This is a genomic window from Peribacillus sp. TH27 (genome assembly GCF_016650915.1).
GTDB classification, from domain to species: domain Bacteria; phylum Bacillota; class Bacilli; order Bacillales; family DSM-1321; genus Peribacillus; species Peribacillus butanolivorans.
The window spans coordinates 303350-323475 of sequence record NZ_JAEKEV010000002.1; the positions used below are offsets into that span (position 1 = coordinate 303350).

Here is a 20126-nt window from a genome sequence, read left to right on the forward strand (position 1 = left end):
AGTTTGTTGTTTTTATGAATCAACTTTGACCTTCTTTGACTTTCTGACTTTATTATACATTGACCTTCTTTGACTTTCAATAATTTTGACTGGAAATTCTTTTGGATTGTTTTCTCAAATTTTTTCTATTGATAACAGCCATATCGATAATCCATAATAGCCCTATTTCTATAGAAATAGGGCTTCATCCAAATTATCTGTATTTCATCTTCAGAAATTGGTTGCAATTTCCTTATAAATATAATGATAAATATATCGGAGAACAAGTATATTAGTTAATAGTGAAAATAAAAAGTTCAAACAACATTATTTTGATTTTGATGTAAAACATCAAGATTTATCATCCATTGAGATTATCTTGAGTTTTTGCATCAGAACCGATTTTCTTATAATTTTTTCGCCATTAATCATACTTTTGTTCTCATACTGTATTTATGATTAAAAACCAATACTCTTCAAATAAGCGAAACTCTGGCTAACATCTCGTAGACTACTATCACAATTTCTAGGATCACGCTCTTGCTCTACAGTAATGTACCCATGATAATTGATTTCTTTCAGTAACCTGTTAATGGATTTATAGTCAATGATGCCTTGTCCGATAGGGCACATAACTCCTTTGCCACATGCATCAAAAAAGCGGATACACTCAGTCATTACTTGTTGATATTTATATAGATTAATATCTTTAAAATGTATATAATCCAGTCTATTTGCACAGTCCCTAAGCCACTGTACGGGGTCCATTTTTGAATAATATAGATGTCCTGTGTCAAGGCAAAGTCCTGCAATTTCATGTGGAATATCCTGCATAAGTTTCTTTATTTCATCTTCAAATTCGATATAGCCACCAGCATGAGGATGGACTACCGATCGTACTCCATATTTTGTCCATGCATGCTCTGCCAATATACGGATATGAGTCATCATATTGTTCCATCCCTCTGGAGATAAGCGTTTTGCATCATCTGGGTGACCAGCTGTGTAATCCCTTTCATCATGTCCCCAATCAATTAGTACAAGATAAGGTGTTGGAAATTGCTGTCCTTCTTCCTGTATCGAAGGAGGAAGTTTGATAATTAGAGAACAAATCTCATCAACTTGGCGCACTAAGTGTTCCAAATTCGATTCTGCTACCAAATTATCAAAAATTGTTCCTGCAATAACTGTGAGATTATTTTTGGAAAGTTCTACTTGTACTCGTTCAATATCCATTGGAATATAACCGTAAGGACCTAACTCTATACCTTTATAACCAGCTTGTGACGCTTCTTGTAATACTCTCTCCCATGATGGAAGGTTTGGGTTTTTTGGATCATCCACTCCCCAGCAACAAGGTGCGCCTGCAATTTTTATACTCAAGTCAAACGCCTCCAATTAAGAATTTTTCCTAATTTTTAATTAAGTAAATAATAAAACATTTATACTCATTTATAGCCAAACCTCAAACTTTGTTATATAGATAAGAAGACCCAGCTAATAAAAGCACAACACATCCGAAAGGAGATGTCTTCTCAAAATGAAGTAGCTTTTATACATAAATTATTTGGTGTTACATAACTATTATGGCTTTATATCTCTACTAAATATTAAACTAGCACTCTCGTTTTTTTCATCGAATCAAATTCTTAGGTGTTTTGTTAATAAATGAAATTCCTAAATAATACATGTATTGTTTCTATATATATTGTATACGCTTACAAAAATCGAGAGTGGTTTACATTTCAATACTGTTATTTAATCACTCTCATCATTATGTCTTTCTGATCATCTTGATTATCATAGGTACGGAAGTAATGTTCCAGCTCCTCAAGTGTGCGCCCTTTGGTTTCCGGTATATATTTCTTCACAAATATGATTCCCCCTATTCCAAGAGCTACAAAGATAAAGAAGGTTGTGGACAAACCAATCGTTCCAAGTAATACTGGGAAAGCCAAACCAATAACTGAGTTCGTGATCCATAGAAAAAACACACTTAAACCCATACCGAGGCCTCTTAACCTTGTTGGAAATATCTCCGCGAGTATTAACCATGTTACTGGCCCAATAAACCCTTGCATGAAAGCGAGAAATACGACTGTCAAAGCAAGTACAACAAATGGAAGTGCTGCTGAATCTTTAAGCGTAAATGAGAATATCGCAATGAACAGAAGTGTCGTTGTAGTTCCGCTCAAACCAATTAGTAACATTGGTCGACGGCCAACCTTGCCGAGGAGCCAGATGCCGAAGAAAACGGCTAAAACTGAAATTGCGCCATTAGCGATGTTCCCGATTAGGGCGACCTCCGTTTGAAAGCCAGCATCTTTGAGGATTTCAGTACCATAGTACATAATCGAATTAATCCCCGTAATTTGTTGCACGACGGCAATACCAATCCCAATAAATAAGATACGGCGGACCCATGGCACAGATAAATCCTTAAAGGTTGCTTTCTTAATATCTGACTCTTCGGCGAAAGCGGCCTCAATTTCGCTGAGTTCCAATTTAGCCTGCTTCTTCTCACGTATCTGTTGAAGAACACGTAAAGCTTCTGCACTTTTCCCTTTTGATACAAGCCAACGAGGGCTCTCCGGTACTTTAAGCATGCCAAAGAATAAGAAAATCGCTGGAAGTGCCGCGATAACCAACATGTATCGCCAGACATGCGAGCTGTCACTCATTGTGTTACCAAGTATGGCGTTGAAGATGAAGGCTAATAATTGGCCAGTAACGATCATCAATTCGTTCTGACTAACCATTCGACCTCTTCTTTCCGCAAATGACATTTCTGCTAAATAGGTTGGAACCGTTACTGACGCACCACCAACAGCAAGCCCTAGAAGGAAACGAAAGGTAACCATAACCGTAATATTTGGAGCAAGAGTACATCCAAGTGCAGCAATAAAGAACAAAACTGCGAGATAAAGAATGGTTTTACGACGACCACCATAATCTGATAGTCGGCCGCCGAATAACGCCCCGATAGCTGCCCCAAAAAGAAGTGAACTCGCAACGAGACCTTGAGTGAATGGGTTGAGATTTAGCTGGTCAGCTTCAGACATATAAGGCAAGGCACCGTTGATGACACCAGTGTCATATCCGAAGAGAAGCCCACCTAATGTGGAGACTACGATAATGGTACGCAAAAACGACTTTTGGTTTACCTGTTTATTCATGTCAATTTCTCCTCAATTCCTTTTAAGAATAGATAAGTAATTTCCCATTTATATATCATTCTTGTCGATATGATAAAAACCCATCACATGATCTTTTAGCTATGGATATGCCACTCTTATCCACATTTCCATCAAATCAGACTGTATCGTAGGTAAGATCAAATCGTTAATAAAATAATATGAGACTGAAAATACTGCCATCTGGATAATTTTTGGCTTTTCAATTGGAATACGGTCCCTTATCTCTAGATTGATAGCATCAATTTATTCTAGTCTTTAAGAGTGATTGCGGAACCGTATTCCGCTTCCTTATAAAGTCTGAAACGTTTTTACGACTTAAAATATTCATAATCTGAACGATCATTAAGTCCATCTAATTATTCAAAATTTACCCAAACTGCTCCCTTATCTGCAGACCGCACACAATTTTCAATCCAGCGAACGCCTTCCAGTCCCGCGTCAATATCCGGATATATAAGATTCTTTATAGTTTCCTCGTCACCCTGGTTTTTAGCATCGATAGCGATAGCAAACTTAAGATAAATATTTGCCCAAGAGTCAGATAATCCTTCTACATGTAATGCTCCTAATCGTTCATCAGCATTACAACTATCATCTAAATACGGCATTGCACGAATCAAAGTTTGGATAGGCTCTCCCTGAATTTCATAGGTTAGTTCACCAGGTTTGCTATCCCACCATTCTAAACTGGCCTTAGAGCCTACAATACGAATTCTATGACCATCCATACATCCTGCGTTGATGGAAGATGTCCACATAGTTCCTACAGCTCCATTTTCATAGTGCATAAGTACATGGGCATTGTCTTCCAGCGGAGCACGACTTCCAACAAAGCTCTGACGGTCGCATAACAATTCTTTAATTTTCATATGCGGCATAATTAACTGGGACATATAATAAGTATGAGTGGAAAGATCTCCTAATACAAAACTAGGTCCTGCAATCTTAGGATCAACACGCCATTTTTGTGCAGCACTTGTTTTTTCTTCCTCAGTTGCACTAAAACCGTGGGTATACTGCAAATCTACCACACGTATCTCACCAATTTTACCTTGTTCAATCATTGCACGCATTTGTAGTAACATCTGATTACCAGAGAAACCATAAGTCACGCCAACAATCTTTCCTTTCTCCTCTGCAAGACTCTTAATCTCTCGAACTTCATCAGAGGTAAAAAACAATGGTTTTTCACAAATAACATGCAATTCAGCCTCAAGGGCTGCCTTACAGATTTCATAATGAGTACCATTAGGAGTTGCAATAGATACAACCTCAATACCGTCCTCCCTCTTAGCCTCCTCCACAAACATAGTTTTATAGTCGTTATAGCAACGATCCTCAGAAACACCAATATTGATACCAAAATCCTTTCCTCTGCCGGGATCTATATCAAATGCACCTGCGACTAACTGAAAGGCTGTATTGTCTCTTAGTGCACCGATACGGTGTTTATATCCAACTTGACTAAGCTGACCACCACCCACCATTGACCAGCGTAGTGCTCTTGAAATTTTCTTCTCTCCATTTATCATTGTACAATTCCTCACTTTCAAATAATTTTCTTAAGTTATGTTGTTTACGGACTTTTACTTTTACTTTTACTTTTACTAGAAAAGAATGCTTAATAATAAGACGATAATTGTCATTCTCTACAAAAGAAAAAATATAATTATTCAGCCATCCCACATTAACTAAAGTTCTAAGTTAGAACAAAGTCATCAATACCAGCATAATTTATATATTTTAAGTCAAAGAATAGACTACCCTAGCAGAAGCTTTCTCTATACTAAAAGCTAAGGGTTTGTTTTAAAGCATCAATTGAGGTTCTAACTCCTGCTTCTACAGACATAGTAAGATCTTCCATTTCCAGAGAAACTTCTTCAGCATATCCCATCATCTTAATCACAGAGAAAAATTCTTTCCACCACTGTAAATCTTGTCCACAGCCTACTGCTACGTAATTCCAAGCTCTATTAGCTACATCAGTAACTTCTTTTGTTTCCATCACACCGTTAATACCTGATAAATGTCTCTCAAGCCGAACATCTTTACCATGAACATGGTGAATAGCTCCTCCTAATTCTCTAGCTGAAAAAATTGGATCTGCTCCCATCCATATTAGGTGGCTTGGGTCTAAATTTAGGCCTACAATAGGTCCAACTGCATTACGTAATTTAAATAACGTTTCAGGATTATATACTAATTGGGAGCTGAAATTTTCAAGGGCAATTTTTTCAACATCGCAAGATTCAGCTTTTTCAACTAATTTTCTCCAATAGGGAATTGCTACTTCGTTCCATTGATAGTCTAAAATATCTTTTAGAACTGGAGGCCAACTCACAGTATATGTAATCCAGTTAGGAATCTCGTCTTCAGGACTTCCTGCTGGTAGTCCACTCATCATGATCACTTTTTTTACCCCTAATAATTTTGCTAATTCAAATGTTTTATCTGTAACTTCTCGATGCTCTTTACCTAGTTCCCCTGGGTCTAAAGGATTTCCAGAACAATTTAAAGCACACAGTTTAATATTACGTTTTTCTAACTTATTTAAAAATTCACTTCTTTTAAAATCACTTTCTAATAACTCATCTAATCTCAAATGAGGTGCTGAAGACCATCCTCCAGTGGTCATTTCGATCGTATCAATTCCCATTTCAGCAATAACATCCAACATTTTCTCAATAGGTAAGTGTCCTAAACTATCTGTTACATAAGATAATTTCATGATTGTAGCCTCCTAATAATTCATTTAAAAATAAGTCAGTTAGAATTGTAAAAATAGGACAAAATTAAAAACATCGTTATTCCCTTAAGACTTCTTTTTTTATTGAAAGACTTGTTTCTCAGTGATTAGTTGATTTGTAATTTTAGCCCTTTGTTTTCATCTAAGCCTCCATTTATTGAATACTCTTCATTTGTAAGCGTTTTTATTTAATTGAAAATTCAATAATTAATAACACTTACAATTGTTATTGTAGAACAATGCATCATAATCGTCTTTATATTGTGAGGACTAAATTTTGTCTTATGAAGACATCTTTCTAAGTATCAGTGAATTTTATTTAAAACAAGAAACCCTCTACTTTCAATGCATAGCATGAAGTAAAGGGCAATTGACTAATCTGTATATGTAGTTGTTTTTAATTTTGTGTAGAGAGCTCGGAAACGTCCAGGTGAACAACGTAACGCAGAAGTAAAAACGCGAGTAAAGTAGTGAACAGTTGTAAAACCAGTTTCTTCAGCAATATCTTTGATAGATAAATCAGTTGTTTTGAGTAATATGGCTGCTTTCTGTATTCTCTCGTTTTGAACATAGTCTGAATAACTCACGCCTAATTCCGAACTAAATAATCGTGATAATTGCCGACTGGATATGTGCAAATGAGTAGCTACATTAGTAAGTTTTAAGGGAGTAGATAGATTGTCTTTTATATATAATTTCGCTTGAGTATGGATTATCGAAGACTTTTTATGAACGATCTTGTGATTATTGGGATGTGAGTAAGGAACAAAAGTTTGCAGTAACGAAAGGATAAGGGAGTACGCTAAGTTTGTTAGTATTCCTTCAAAAGAAGTATGTTCAGTCTTTGTCGCTTGGATAAGCAGAGATTTCCAAATTAACGGAGCAATTGTATCTTCTTTTACATCAATAACCACTTCAGAACATTTTTTAGCTTCCTCTATTATCTGCTCCCAATCTTCGCTTGATTCTGATTCTATTAATTCAAACCCAACATATAGAAGAAATAGTCCACTTTCACTTTTTATTTGATGGTGAACGTCTGGCCTGGAAAAAAACATTGTGTTTTCTTTTATCGAATAGGTACAATCTTCATCTATATAGATTCCTCTCCCCTCAACCACATAACACACTTCAAAAAAAGAATGTTTATGCGTTAGGTTATCATAATGTTTAGGCATGACGCCCCAGTAATGAACAAAAAACGCCGCCCCATTTTGTACAATGCGATGAACATGTTCATTCAAAGAGATTTTTCCTGATATCAATATATTTGACAAAAAAACCCTCCTTCTCATAAAGATACAAAACTTTTTTCAATAATAATTAATCAAACTATAATTCAAACATAAAAGTTTGTCTATAAAGAGAAAAGTCATGATTCTGTTCTAGTACGAAGTCATTGACTTTTTAGATTTTGATCATGCTCAACCTTTGGCCTTTACCCTATAAATTTTACAAAGCTTCGTCGCTAATTTCCCCCTCTAGTTAGTATAGAATTTGGGGATGATTTTTTTGCAAATAAGCTCTGTTAAATAATTATGTTGATATTTCATCAAACGAAAGGACCATTTTTCGGTCCTTTCGTTTGTTACCATCTTCAAAATCCTGCACCATCATAAGCCTTTCTATCTATGTTTGACAATCACCCAAAAGTATACAGCTAAATATAATATCGTGAAAAATAAGATTAAGATAAGGAGTGATTGTCTTTGTATCGTCAACCATTTTCATCCTATGAACAATGTATGGATTGGTGCGAATCCCATGGAGGATATGGTTATGAATGTGCCGATATATGTCAGCAGCATGCAGGGCCAAGCCCTACTGATACAATACTTACTAAATGCCAACACACGCACCTATGGCACCTTATGGCTTAAGCCATAAGGTGATGATGTTCAACAAACCAAAAACAAAAGGTCCGCAATAATTAAAGGTCATGACGTTACACGCTTAAAGGATAGGATTGGTGTTTTTAGTGACGAAACCAAACAAGAGGAAAAAATCTATGAATCCATTACTATTAAATGAAAAGCTCGATATTACACTGAACGAAAATGAAAAATGGCATCTTTCATTTAAACGTCCAAAACAAACAGAGCTTTACATGATGAAGAAATTCATTAACCGTTACAGAAACGCTCATTACAAAAACCCAGACGAATCACAAACTGAATGCTTTTTGCTGATGAATGACATGCTTGTAGAAAATGGATACAAACCGAAAAAACATGTTTCAACAGTAACAAAATTGTGGGATTTACCATTTGAATCCTATGAATGGCCATATTACGATGAAATGAATTACGGTTGAGGACATTTATGTCTTCGACCTTTTTTTATTTGGATGAAATAAAGACTGCCAGCATAAAAATAGTAAATTAGTATTAAAGCATCAGAATATTTAGTATATTAGGAGGATAAAACATGAAACCAGAAATATTATCAATTGCTATCGAAACATTAGGAGATTTGTTTTTCCGTAAGAATACAAGCACCGATTTCCTAGCCATGAGGACAATGGAGTATTACATCAGCGATTTGGATTTGCTTAGTGATACAACAACTGTAGCTGTGACAATTGAACAACAAGGAGCTTACGCTCTGGTTCCCAAACTACGATTATTCGATAACAAGAGCGCTGATGAAATTGAAGTTACTCTAAGTGGATTGGGATATATGAATGCTGAAATTATTGCGAGTAACATAGCATTTGAAGAGTGGAAAAAAAGGAGGTGAGCATGTGACAAAGTCACGAATCATTTTAACAATTCCAATTTTGCTATATGGAATTTTCATATTTGTTGTCATTCAAAACGATAAGAATATTCCACTTTATTTGCACCTTCTATTGGCAATTTACTTGATGTTGTTTGTACATTATGAAGAAAAAGGCGGAGCTTGAGGAACTACGTATCAAGTACCGCCTGTACGAATATTAGTCATTGGAAAGTAGGAGAAGCCATGGAAAAGCCAAATAGTTTACAAAAAATATATAACCCTAACCGACCGAAGAATAATGAACTTTTTCGAGCGATACAACAGCATCTTCAAATGAAACATCCAGACAAACGAATGACAGCCACGAGAACTTTACAATATATTGTGGCTGACAGTGTTTTATCTGGAGAGTCGCGTAATGTTGAAAGTCGGATTTTATATAGTTGAAATCCTAAGGTCATTTGAAATGACCTTAGAAAATTACATATGCTACCAATGAAAAATTTTCTAATATTAGCTGGCTACATTTTCACCGTCATGACCATGATATTCGGTTATGGAGTAATGTACTTGAGCAGTGCTTTCTTGGACACAACCCCGCATACGAATCCTAAATCAACTATAAGTTGACCATGGCGCTTCAAAAGTTTGGGAAGGTATGCCAAAAGATGAATATCAAAAAATTAAAATTGCGGAGGAACAAAAATATAACTATGAATGGTATAAACCAATTATAGATGAATATGAATATTAAAAGGACCCCCGCTTAATAAGCGAAGTCCTTTTTTTAAGCATGTAAAACCGTTCCATTTGGTGAAACGAAGTAAATTGAAGGAAGTGATAATATGAGTGCTCAAGATGAATTTAAAAATTTGGATGTTGGCAAATTAAGTAAGCAGGACATACAAATGGCCACTGTTTTAACTTTAGTAAATTTATTGAAAAAAAAGGGTATTCTTACAGGTGAAGAGTATACCGAAAAACTCAGAAATATAGTGAACGAAATGAAAATTGAAAAGGATAATGAATAAATGAAAATTGAAAAGGATAATGAATAAATGAAAACAGACATCCTTTCGGGGATGTTTTTTTATTTGTTCACTAAACCGCCCTGGTTGATGTGCTTCACTAGATAATGAAAATTGCGTGTAATCGCCGTCTAAGACCCATTCGTCAACAACTTGCATGTGAATGAATCGGGCGTCCCACAACGGGGCGTCTTTTTTTGTTTTCATTATTGAACTATTAGTTATACCTTAGTGAGTTTCTATTCGTTTTCATAGGAAAGTTCCGTTAATGAATTTCTGTGGCTAGCGAGGATTTTTTCAATCCCTCGGTTTTCTTCATCTCTTGATAGTCGCAAATAAATAGCCACATGCTTTATGTTTTCGTTTGTAATCATTGGTACAACAACACTCCTCGGATTTCATGTGTCAATTATACCTCAGTTGTCCTCAGTTACTTAACTCGTACATTGAGAGAAATCTGAGGATGGATATACGCCAGTTCCCGATTGATGACGGACTGTATCTGCTAAATGTATGTACTTTAAATAATCTCCGTACTTAACAATTTGCGTAAGTGATTCCTCCTCTTTATATGGTGAATATATCAAGGAATAACTTAGAGCTGCCCCACCGTTTTTTACATTTATTTATCCTTTTGAGATATCTTACTTACAATTCTACCTTACTTTTATCACTAATTTACAGGTTGACGGTTATATTTTATATTCTAACGAGGTATATGTTGAAATTAGTAATAAGCATAAATGTTAATATCTTTTCTCTGCAACAAGATTTTTCAAGCTAGGAATAGTAACGGCTATAGAAAATTAATTAGAAATAAATTGAATTCCATTCTTTTAGGAACACTACTATTAAAAACAGGAGGATAATATATATGACACCTCGAAATGTACCGGCAAACAAAGATAATGAAGAGAATGAAAATAAGGTCTCACCATTAGTTAAGGAAAATGAAATAGTTCAACTCAACCGATTGTTAGGTGCCGTCATGAAGTATTTATCCGATGATGAACAAGAAGAAATCGACATTGAATATCTACTAGAAAACACGGAAGGATTACGAGACTGGTGGAATAAATATAGGGAGCTTGATCGAAAAAGGATTGAAGAAGAAATAAAAAAATCTCTAGGTGATCTATCCTTAGAAGAACTTGAAACAATCCGTGAACAAATACGAAATAAAGAAAACTAAGAAAAATCTTTCTGCTTATGGATTTCCCCAATTCTGATGCGATTCTTAGTAAAACGCAAAATTCACATTAGCTTATATACTTAGGACCCTTTAGTTTCATCAGACAGTTGAATCGCCCCTAATTTGGGGCAGTACTAATGTTCTTTTATACAAGACTCTAAATTGTGGATTTTTCAGAGGAAGTCTTCATGTTTTTTTATATTTTATAAATCCAATTAATTTTTTTCAAAACACTTTAACTTCTACCATCTTTCATTGATGGTTTCTTCCGAAGATCTAATTGATCAATCACGGAATCTGTTCATACATTCAATGGATTAATTATAGTCTTAGTTGTCAAATGTTCAAACTGCTCTGTCGCCTCAACCATTGATAGTTGGGTCACTGCAAGTATTCTATTTTCATCTTTAATCAAATCGTTTAAGTATTTGTAAATTTCCTGATTATATTTCTCTCTTAATCCATAGCATAAAATCCATTTATTCTTATATAGAATACATAGAAAAAGCCCCGCAATTCGATATTGAATTGATACATTTTGTAGACCCGGCATTGATGCATCGAGTGACATCAGATGATAAATTTAAGGATACATATGCGCAAAAAAGGGTTAAAGAACAAACTGAATGGATTGCCGAATGTAAAGTGGGTGCCATACTATTCTCAAATAGACTTATAGATAATGAAACGAAATCAGTTTAAAAAGATAAAAAAAGACACTAACGCGATAGTTAGTGCTTTTTCTTCAACTTAGACAGTGTATTTTTCTGATTTTACGATACGTTCCGCAATGGATCTTTTTCGTGCTGTTTTATTTATTGGTGAATGTTCGAAAAGGTTTGATAGAATGGCTCTCTGCCTTTCCAAATCTTCTCCAGATTCCATGGTAGTTAATGCTTCTAGAGCCGATGCATGAATTTGTTCAAAAGCTTCATGTACAAATACCTGTGTCATTTCAATCGCATTTAATACTTTGTTTTCTCCGTTTTTGGAAATTGTTTTTTCTGTCCTACCTACTATGCCTTCCATTGCGAAAATTTGAATCAACATATCGGCTAAGTTCGTCATTATTTCCTGCTCTTTTTCAAGTTCCTCTCCATACTTTCCGATTGCCATACCGCCTATAAATAAAAACATTTTTTTAGCTATAGACACTAAATACGATTCTTTAGCTAATGTATTAGTAAACGAACTTTGTGGGATAAAGGTTGCTGCCTCCTTTCTAAATTCTTCCATTCGTTGCACTAATGGAGATGCTTCCTTAGCTGATTTTTTGAATAATGTACTTGGAATGAGCAAACGGTTGATTTCATTCGTCCCTTCAAAAATACGATTGACGCGTGAGTCACGGTACATCCGTTCAATTTTGTATTCCTGGATAAATCCGTATCCTCCATGAATTTGTACACCTTCATCTACAACAAAGTCGAGCACTTCTGAACCAAACACCTTAACTATGGAGCATTCGATGGCATATTCAGCTATGGCCTTTTCTGACTGGCTCGCGATTTCTGGAGAAGAATGATCTATATCCCGCATGGAATCGTCAAACATTCCTGCAATTCTGTATACCATTGTTTCTAGTACATAAATCAGGATATTGATTTCAGCAAGTTTTTTTCCTATCAGTGGATATTTAGCAATTGTAGTGCCAAATTGGGTACGAGCATTCGCATAAGTAGCACTTAATTCAAGCGCTTCTTTTGCATTTCCAAGACAATTGGTGGGAAGCTTATGACGGCCTAAATTCAATATATTAAAGGCAATCAAATGGCCTTTACCGACTTTTCCTAACAAATTCTCGACTGGTATATGCACGTTATCAAAATAAAGCGGGCAGGTGGAAGATGCTTTAAGTCCCATTTTCTTCTCTTCAGGACCAACCGTAAATCCTGGAGTATCTCTTTCCACGATAAACGCACTAAAATGTTTTCCATCTACTTTTGCATAAACGATATAAATATCCGCAAAACCTCCGTTTGTAATAAATACTTTGGATCCATTCAATATGTATTGTTTGCTGTCCCTGCTAAGAACTGCTGTAGTTTTCGCCCCAAGTGCATCAGAACCAGCGGATGGCTCCGTAAGACAGTAAGCACCTACTTTAGTTCCTGTTACGATATCAGGTAAATACTTCTGTCTTTGTTCGAGTGTTCCGAAGTAGACGATTGGAAGAGAACCAATTCCAGTCTGTGTGCCAATCGATAATAGAAATGATGAAGTTTTTGATAATGCTTCTGAAATAAAGGTACTAGAAACCTTATCAAGTTCCAAACCGCCGAATTGCTCGGGAACATCCACCCCCAGTAGACCGATTTCCCCCGCTTTCCCAAGTAATGTTTTAGTAAGCTCATAGTCTAACTTTTCTAGTTTTTCTTCATTAGGAATAATTTCGTTTATGACAAAGTCACGAGTCATCTTAACAAACAATTTCTGTTCTTCTGTTATATCTTCTGGAGTAACGCATGTATCACTTTTTAGGTCTTCCACAATAAAACTGCCGCCGTATATTCCTTTTGTTTTTTGCATTAATATTGCTCCTTCCAAATAAATTAAATTTCAAGAATTATCCATCATTTTTTTTATTCCTTTAGGGTTCTTCGTAAAATCTTGCCTACACTGGTTTTCGGAAGCGTTTCACGTATATCCACAACTTTTGGCACTTTGTAGGGCGATAAATATTTTTGGCAATGGATAGTCAATTCATCTTTCGTCAAATATTTGCCTTCCTTCAGCACGATAACCGCTTTAACCGTTTCTCCACGGTAATCATCCTTAATCCCAACTACAACCGCTTCTAAAATCGACGGGTGTTCATAAAGAACTTCCTCCACTTCCCGAGGATAAACATTGTATCCGCTCGCTATTATCAAATCCTTTTTCCGATCTACAATGTAATAAAATCCATCACCGTCCTTCTTGGCTATATCTCCTGTATATAACCAGCCATCCTTTAACGAAGCTTCCGTTTCCTTTGGCATATTCCAATATCCTTTCATAATTTGCGGCCCCCTTATTACCAGCTCTTCTGCTACGCCTATGTCGGCTTCATATAATCCTGTAGCAAGGTCAAGGATTTTTGCCTCTGTATATGGTAAAGGAATACCCACGGATCCGTTTTTCCGCTTTATGTAAGAAGGAGTACACAAAACCCCTGGGGCTGCCTCCGATAACCCATATGACTCGGAAATTTCCGCTCCTGTCCTTCGCTCGAATTCATCCATCACTTCACCCGGTAATGGTGATGATCCACTATGGCAAAGTTTAATTGAATTGAGCCCAAACTTTTCAGCCTCCGGATGATTATTAAGGGCTGTATACATAGTAGGAACCCCTGCAAAACGAGTAGGTTTTTCCCATTTAATTGTGTTTAACACCTCTTCTAAATGAAATTTTGGAAGAAGGATTAAACAAGAACCTTGTAATATTCCTAGATTCATGCAAATGGTCATTCCGTACACATGAAATAAGGGAATAACAGTTAGGACCTTTTCCATGCCCGGTATCATTGTCTCCTTCAAGATCATGTTATGCTGTTCAATATTCGCAACTAGATTACGATGAGTAAGCATGACCCCCTTTGAACGGCCTGTTGTGCCACCGGTATATTGGATCACAGCAAGATCTTCTTTCGGATTTAACATAACCGGCTCAAATAGACTGCTTCCTGCTTTTATAATAGATTCATAGCTATGTTTGACTAAATCGCTTGAGGCTGATGGTTTAATGCTAACAGAAATGATATTCTTTATAGTAGTCTCAGCTTGAATTGACTTAATGATAGGAGTAAGGGAATCCGAGGCGATGATTGTTTCTGCAGCACAATCAGAAACAATATATTGAATCTCCCTTTTCGTAAACATCGGGTTGATTTGAACAACTACTCCCCCAATGGCTAATATCCCAAAATAGGCAACGACATATTGCGGGCAATTGGAAAGAATCAAAGCAATTCTTTCCCCTTTCTTGATGCCCGCTTTCTGTAGGCCAGCAGCAAAAGAATCGACCTGATTTTTCAATTGAGTATAAGTCCATATTTCTCCCTTATAAGATATGGCTTCATTTTTCGACCATTTAGAAACCGATTGTTCAAGCATTTCATATAAAGTAATGTTTGAAATCTCCTCATTTTCTCTCATTATTTCCCCTCCATTTAGTTATTTACATCGAAAAGGTAGCGCTTTCAAATCATGTGAATCAGAAATTATAGCGGCACTCTCTCTTTTCTTTATTACTTAATATGCAATTTCCATACCAGCATCGAAAGTATTATCAAAACTACTAATGGTTTAATACCATGTTCATTTTTGACTATCCACTTTTGACAAGATGATCAATATTGACCATCATCTATCGCTATGCAATAATTTCTATAAAAAGGATGAGGAGGGAATTTTATTTATAAAACTCGGTATTTCGAAACCCAGAATGTTAATGATTTGCTCTCACTGTTATCAAACGTATTAAATACTTCATCTGATGGTCTTTTCGTATGTAATATAGAAGGTTATCCGATTCTCTATAATGAAGCCTTATTAGAAATGACCAATTTGTCTCATTCATTTATAAATTCCTATGTTATTTACGATGCTGTAGAAATGATGGCGGTTCCAAAAACTAGCGCTGCGATTGTCCTTGAAACGAAACAAGCTTGTACGACAATTATTGAATATGAACACGGGAAAAAGTGTATCGTCACAGCCACTCCTTATTTAGATGCAGATAATGAAATATTGTTCGTTGTTTCCAACCTACGGGATATAACAGAAATGAACCGGCTGCAAAAAGAACTGGAAGAAACACAACAAATCAAAGACATGTATCAAAAGAACTTAGAGCGGTTGCGGAATGAAATAGACAATCAACAGCATATTATTTATCAGAGTAAGAACATGATGCAGGTGATGTCGCTTGCAGAAAGGTTTGCTGAGAATGACTTACCGATATTACTGTTAGGAGAATCTGGAGTCGGGAAAGATGTCCTGGCTAATTTCATTCACGAGCAAAGTAAACGAAAAGGTCCATTAATTAAAATTAACTGCGGAGCGATACCTGATCATCTTTTGGAATCAGAATTATTCGGGTATGAGAAAGGTGCTTTCACTGGTGCCAGTCAGGCGAAGAAAGGATTATTTGAAGCTGCACAGGATGGTACCATCTTTTTGGATGAAATAGGTGATCTCCCCTATTCGCTTCAAGTTAAACTATTAAATGTGGTACAGGATTATAAAATAAGGAGATTGGGTGGAACAGAAATGAAAGAAGTGAATGTCCGTATCATTACTGCCACAAATGCGGATATCGAAGGGCTAGTCAAACAGAAAGCATTCCGTTTGGATTTATACTATAGACTGAATGTATTATCTATTCATATACCACCATTAAGGGAAAGAAAAGAGGATATTCCAAGTTTTGTATTTTACTATCTGAGACAATTCGAACAAAAATACCACATAAAAAAGAAAGTGGACAATCAAGTATTACAGCAATTTATGGCATATGGCTGGCCTGGTAATATTCGTGAATTGAAAAACTTGATGGAGCGGCTATATCATTTGAGTGAAGGTACAACGATTACAACTGATTATCTACCTGAAAATTTGCTTAGACACAGATCTGGTTTAGAAAAAAGTGAATGGAGTGAACACGACCAGCACCGCACATTAAAGGAAGCTGTTACTTCATTTGAACAGGCTTATATTTCACGTGCATTAAGTCGTTCAACTTCATTACAAGAATGTGCAAGTCAATTGGGAATCAGTATATCCTCCCTAGTCCGAAAAAAAAGAAGTATTAAATAGTAAAAGTCTGCTATATTTTTTTATGGCTAACATAGTGTTTATATAGCGATAATGTTATATTTAGATGAAAATTATTATATTTGGAGAGTGTTTATTATTCTTTATTTAATCGCGATTCTTTTCCCGCCTTTAGCAGTCTTATTAGCAGGCAAACCAATTCAGGCCGTGCTTAATTTGATTCTTACCCTATTTTTCTATGTACCGGGTTTGATTCATGCAATCTTGGTCGTTCATGATAAGAAAGCCGATAAAAGAATGAAGCAGCAGGCCGCCATTATTGCCCAGTCGAAAAGAAATGACTAAGTGTAAAAATAATCATTTTATGACCAACAACCCGAATAACGACGCTTTTTAAAGGCGTATTTATTCAGGTTGATCTGTCTCTAAAATTCACCAGTTGCCAATTTCCTTAAACAAGTTCAGCTATTTGGATCTGTGTGTTCTTCTTTGACCCTTATGATAGCATGCGTCACAAATTTGAAACCGTAAGCTATCCGGCAACTTTTTTCCACATCGCTTGCATTTTTTCTGATAATTAATCATTTCATCTTTTAACTGATCATGAACACCATCACTGATCTCTTCACGGACACGTTCCCAATAAATGGCTTCAGTTCTTCTTCCCATTCGGTATAGAAATAAAAGATGTAGACCTATGGCTTTATAGGAAAGTTCCAATTCCTCTAGATTCCTTGTCTTGATGATTGGATCTGGTAGATTGCTGCTCTCGGCAATGGCTTCGACCGTCTCTAGCCACTGCCGGATAAGTCTAGGTTCTTTAGCTGAAAAGGGTAGATGTAGGAATCCATATAAATCCATTAACGAAAAACGTGCTTCGATTTCAGTATCTCGAATCAACTCGTAAAGCTCGCGTTCTTCTGTGAGGGATGCCTTTTTAGTTCCGTTTGGGGGCTCGAATTTCTCCCACAATTCAAAAAATGTTCCTAGATGCCGATAATACTTCTGAAAACGTTCAAATACTGCAGAAGTAGGAGCTATAGTAAAAGTTTGAACGGGCTCATCTACCTGTTCAAGCAGTTTATTCATTATTTTTATCTCTGCTGTAAAAGCAACCTTTCCGGTGTCGTAAATACCTTTTCTCCCTGCCCGTCCTGCGATTTGTTTAACTTCTTGTGATGTCAGTCTTCTTCTGCGTGTCCCGTCGAATTTTTCATTCTCAAGAAAGACAATGCGACGGATTGGCAAGTTCAATCCCATTCCTATTGCATCTGTGGCAACAACAACAGATGTTTCGCCACGATTAAAAAGCTCAATTTGCCGTTTTCTATTCTCAGGGGGCATGCTCCCATATATCATGCTGACACTATGCCCACTCCCTTGGAGACGGGAGGCAGTTTCTAGAACCTGCCTTCTTGAAAAACAAATAAGCGCATCCCCTTTTTTGGTGTACTTCAATCCAAACTCTCTTGGTTCTATCTCCAAGGGAATGTCCCGTGTGTATTCATGCAGTTCCAAATTTGCTCCATTTAATAGGTTAAGAAGCATCATTTTTATATTCCTGCTCCCAATAATGTGTACTTCCTTAGCATTTGCTTGCGTGATTGCTCGAAACCAAGAAAAGCCACGATCTTTATCTGCAATCATTTGGGCTTCATCAATGACGATTACCTCATGGTAGTCTTTTTCATGAAACATTTCGACTGTACAAGAGAAATGTTTTGCACCCTCTACCGACTTTTCTTCTTCACCGGTCTTTAATGAGCAAGGCACCCCTTCTGCATTTAGCTTGTCAAACACTTCTAGTGCTAGAAGTCTTAGCGGGGCAAGATATAATCCACTTTCGGCTGCTTTCATTTTTTTGAGTGCCTGATGTGTCTTCCCAGTATTGGTCTCACCGATATGCAAAACATACCTAACCCTTTTTCCTAATGAAGGAGTATATGCCTTTCCAAAAATATCTTCAATAATCCTTTCCTCTTCTGCTTGCCTTCTGGCTTGTTCCGCCAATACTTCAGCTTTTCTTCTTTCCCTGTTCTCCTCATCTTCTTCAAATATTTTCTGGTGCAATGATTCATTAAAAGGAGTCTTCGCAAGTTTCAGTAAATCAGAAAGGTATTCTTCTTGAAGTTCATCAAAACAAGCCTGTGACAAATCAGCCAATTCATCTCGAAGCAGTCCTTGAAGGGCTCCCGAAGTCAATTTTTCCCCATATGCTTCCAAAAAATCATGGTGCAGTGTTACAGGTAAATGGTTAATGAACTTTTTTGGGACGAATCCTAAAATAAACTCTGAAATTAACCTTTCATACCTATAAAAATAATTTTCGTATTCGTAATGATTCTTCCCCCAATCAAACAAGGAGTGTATATCACCTGTTAGTTCTTCAAAAAAATCAGTCACCATTAAATATTCTGTTGATTCAAACAAACCTGCTTCCACCAATTGTTCTTCTAGCATATATGGGGTAACATATTGAAATTTCGGTTTATTTTGAAGATCAGCTACTAATATTTCAGCGATATAATACCTAACATGCAAATATAAAAGAAGCGAACTCTCCTCAAAAAAAGTATTAGCTTCGTCTTGAAGCCTTTCACGTACTTTCCACCGCTCATTTGCCAGCCGTTGTTCTTCTTGTCGTTTAAAGAAGTTTTCCCTAGCTTTTTTATATCTCGTCTCCCATTCTTCCTGATTTTCAGAGAAGGTTTTTTTGATCCAGTGTAATACATCAAAAGGACGATAGCCCTTTAATTCATTGCGGAACAAGCTGTTGATTAGCTTGTGATCTGACCCTTCAGTAACAAAGCCCCTTTCGTTTAGAAATCCCCTTTTTTCTTTTCTAGGCACATCGTTTGAAGCCTTACTCAACCAGACATTAATCCATATCTGCTCTATATAAGACATCCTGTCAGATATGTACGTCGAATAAGAAGGTAATGTCTCTTGATTCTCTAAATAAAAATCCATATCCTGGATGATTTTTTGTTTTGTATTCTCTATTGCAATTGGGTATATATTTTCTAATTTTCCCATAATGATCCCCTTTTGAATTTCCTGTATGTAAGTTTACTCTTTTTCTTATTTATCCTCTCCAAAACAATTTTATAAATTATCTCCACGCATGTTTTATCTGCAAAATTCATAAGGACTTAGTCGTTCGTTTAAGAAACGTACAAACGCAACCTTGCAGATAATATGATAAATCATACCAGGTGAAGTTAGGTAAATGGTACTCTTACCATTTCATGTACAGTATAATACATGATAGTTAGATTAGTTACTTATTATAGGGACTTTCAACGAGAAGTGATACAATTCACGTCTTATTGATTTTGCAGAGGAAACGTATGAATGACCATACATTGACTAATGCTTATGTAAAAGGTATATAAGGAAGATTTTAAATGAGGGTAAGGAATTTAATGATTTTTCAATTTATCCGAAATATAATAAGGGTCATGAGTATACTGACAAAACATACTGAACTTAGAAATATAGAGA

The 20126-nt window shown here is 36.2% G+C and carries 16 protein-coding genes and 1 pseudogene; 9 read left to right on the plus strand and 8 right to left on the minus strand.

Annotation, left to right across the window (positions count from 1 at the left end):
- Positions 1–438: 438 nt before the first annotated feature.
- From JFU24_RS02970 to JFU24_RS02990, 5 genes are all read right to left on the minus strand, one after another.
- Positions 439–1362, minus strand: coding sequence for a sugar phosphate isomerase/epimerase family protein (locus JFU24_RS02970; RefSeq protein ID WP_201224568.1), 924 nt, complete (start codon positions 1360–1362; stop codon positions 439–441).
- A gap of 371 nt (positions 1363–1733) precedes the next feature.
- A complete protein-coding gene (locus JFU24_RS02975; RefSeq protein WP_201224569.1) occupies positions 1734–3155 on the minus strand; it encodes a sugar porter family MFS transporter in 1422 nt (473 codons plus the stop codon).
- 377 nt (positions 3156–3532) lie between these two features.
- Positions 3533–4708, minus strand: a complete 1176-nt coding sequence (locus JFU24_RS02980; protein WP_201224570.1) for a Gfo/Idh/MocA family protein — start codon at positions 4706–4708, stop codon at positions 3533–3535.
- A 254-nt stretch (positions 4709–4962) separates the two neighbouring features.
- Positions 4963–5904: a sugar phosphate isomerase/epimerase family protein gene (locus tag JFU24_RS02985; protein WP_201249475.1), complete on the minus strand. Its 942-nt coding sequence runs from the start codon at positions 5902–5904 to the stop codon at positions 4963–4965.
- Positions 5905–6296: 392 nt separating this feature from the next.
- The gene (locus JFU24_RS02990) at positions 6297–7199 is read right to left on the minus strand and encodes an AraC family transcriptional regulator (RefSeq protein WP_242485259.1); all 903 of its coding nucleotides are present in this window, start codon (positions 7197–7199) and stop codon (positions 6297–6299) included.
- A 731-nt stretch (positions 7200–7930) separates the two neighbouring features.
- On the opposite strand from JFU24_RS02990, the gene JFU24_RS02995 reads away from it, so the two are divergent.
- The 7 genes and pseudogenes from JFU24_RS02995 to JFU24_RS30005 all read left to right on the plus strand — a co-directional run.
- Entirely contained in the window at positions 7931–8236 is a 306-nt protein-coding gene (locus JFU24_RS02995; protein ID WP_201180549.1) for a hypothetical protein, read from the plus strand.
- Positions 8237–8349: 113 nt separating this feature from the next.
- On the plus strand, positions 8350–8661 hold the full coding sequence (locus JFU24_RS03000) for a hypothetical protein (protein WP_201180551.1): 312 nt from the start codon (positions 8350–8352) through the stop codon (positions 8659–8661).
- A 4-nt stretch (positions 8662–8665) separates the two neighbouring features.
- The gene (locus JFU24_RS03005) at positions 8666–8827 is read left to right on the plus strand and encodes a hypothetical protein (RefSeq protein ID WP_201180553.1); all 162 of its coding nucleotides are present in this window, start codon (positions 8666–8668) and stop codon (positions 8825–8827) included.
- Complete coding sequence (locus tag JFU24_RS03010; protein ID WP_201249477.1) at positions 8824–9090, plus strand: hypothetical protein; 267 nt, start codon at positions 8824–8826, stop codon at positions 9088–9090. Before JFU24_RS03005 ends, JFU24_RS03010 begins: the two co-directional genes overlap by 4 nt.
- A 398-nt stretch (positions 9091–9488) precedes the next feature.
- Complete coding sequence (locus JFU24_RS03015) at positions 9489–9674, plus strand: hypothetical protein (RefSeq protein WP_201249478.1); 186 nt, start codon at positions 9489–9491, stop codon at positions 9672–9674.
- A gap of 871 nt (positions 9675–10545) precedes the next feature.
- Positions 10546–10863, plus strand: a complete 318-nt coding sequence (locus JFU24_RS03020) for a hypothetical protein (RefSeq protein WP_242485260.1) — start codon at positions 10546–10548, stop codon at positions 10861–10863.
- Positions 10864–11310: 447 nt separating this feature from the next.
- A pseudogene (locus JFU24_RS30005) lies at positions 11311–11529 on the plus strand (hypothetical protein); the annotation flags it as partial.
- Between the two features lie 84 nt (positions 11530–11613).
- On the opposite strand, the gene JFU24_RS03025 reads toward JFU24_RS30005, so the two are convergent.
- Together JFU24_RS03025 and JFU24_RS03030 are read right to left on the minus strand one after the other, a co-directional pair.
- Positions 11614–13392, minus strand: coding sequence for an acyl-CoA dehydrogenase family protein (locus tag JFU24_RS03025; protein ID WP_201180559.1), 1779 nt, complete (start codon positions 13390–13392; stop codon positions 11614–11616).
- Between the two features lie 53 nt (positions 13393–13445).
- Complete coding sequence (locus JFU24_RS03030; RefSeq protein WP_201249479.1) at positions 13446–15002, minus strand: long-chain-fatty-acid--CoA ligase; 1557 nt, start codon at positions 15000–15002, stop codon at positions 13446–13448.
- 300 nt (positions 15003–15302) lie between these two features.
- On the opposite strand from JFU24_RS03030, the gene JFU24_RS03035 reads away from it, so the two are divergent.
- A complete protein-coding gene (locus JFU24_RS03035; RefSeq protein WP_207198828.1) occupies positions 15303–16664 on the plus strand; it encodes a sigma-54 interaction domain-containing protein in 1362 nt (453 codons plus the stop codon).
- Positions 16665–16760: 96 nt separating this feature from the next.
- Positions 16761–16967 (plus strand): YqaE/Pmp3 family membrane protein, encoded by a 207-nt coding sequence (locus JFU24_RS03040; RefSeq protein WP_201183272.1) that lies wholly within the window; start codon positions 16761–16763, stop codon positions 16965–16967.
- Positions 16968–17087: 120 nt separating this feature from the next.
- On the opposite strand, the gene JFU24_RS03045 is transcribed toward JFU24_RS03040, so the two are convergent.
- The gene (locus tag JFU24_RS03045; protein WP_201249480.1) at positions 17088–19658 is read right to left on the minus strand and encodes a helicase-related protein; all 2571 of its coding nucleotides are present in this window, start codon (positions 19656–19658) and stop codon (positions 17088–17090) included.
- Positions 19659–20126: the final 468 nt, after the last annotated feature.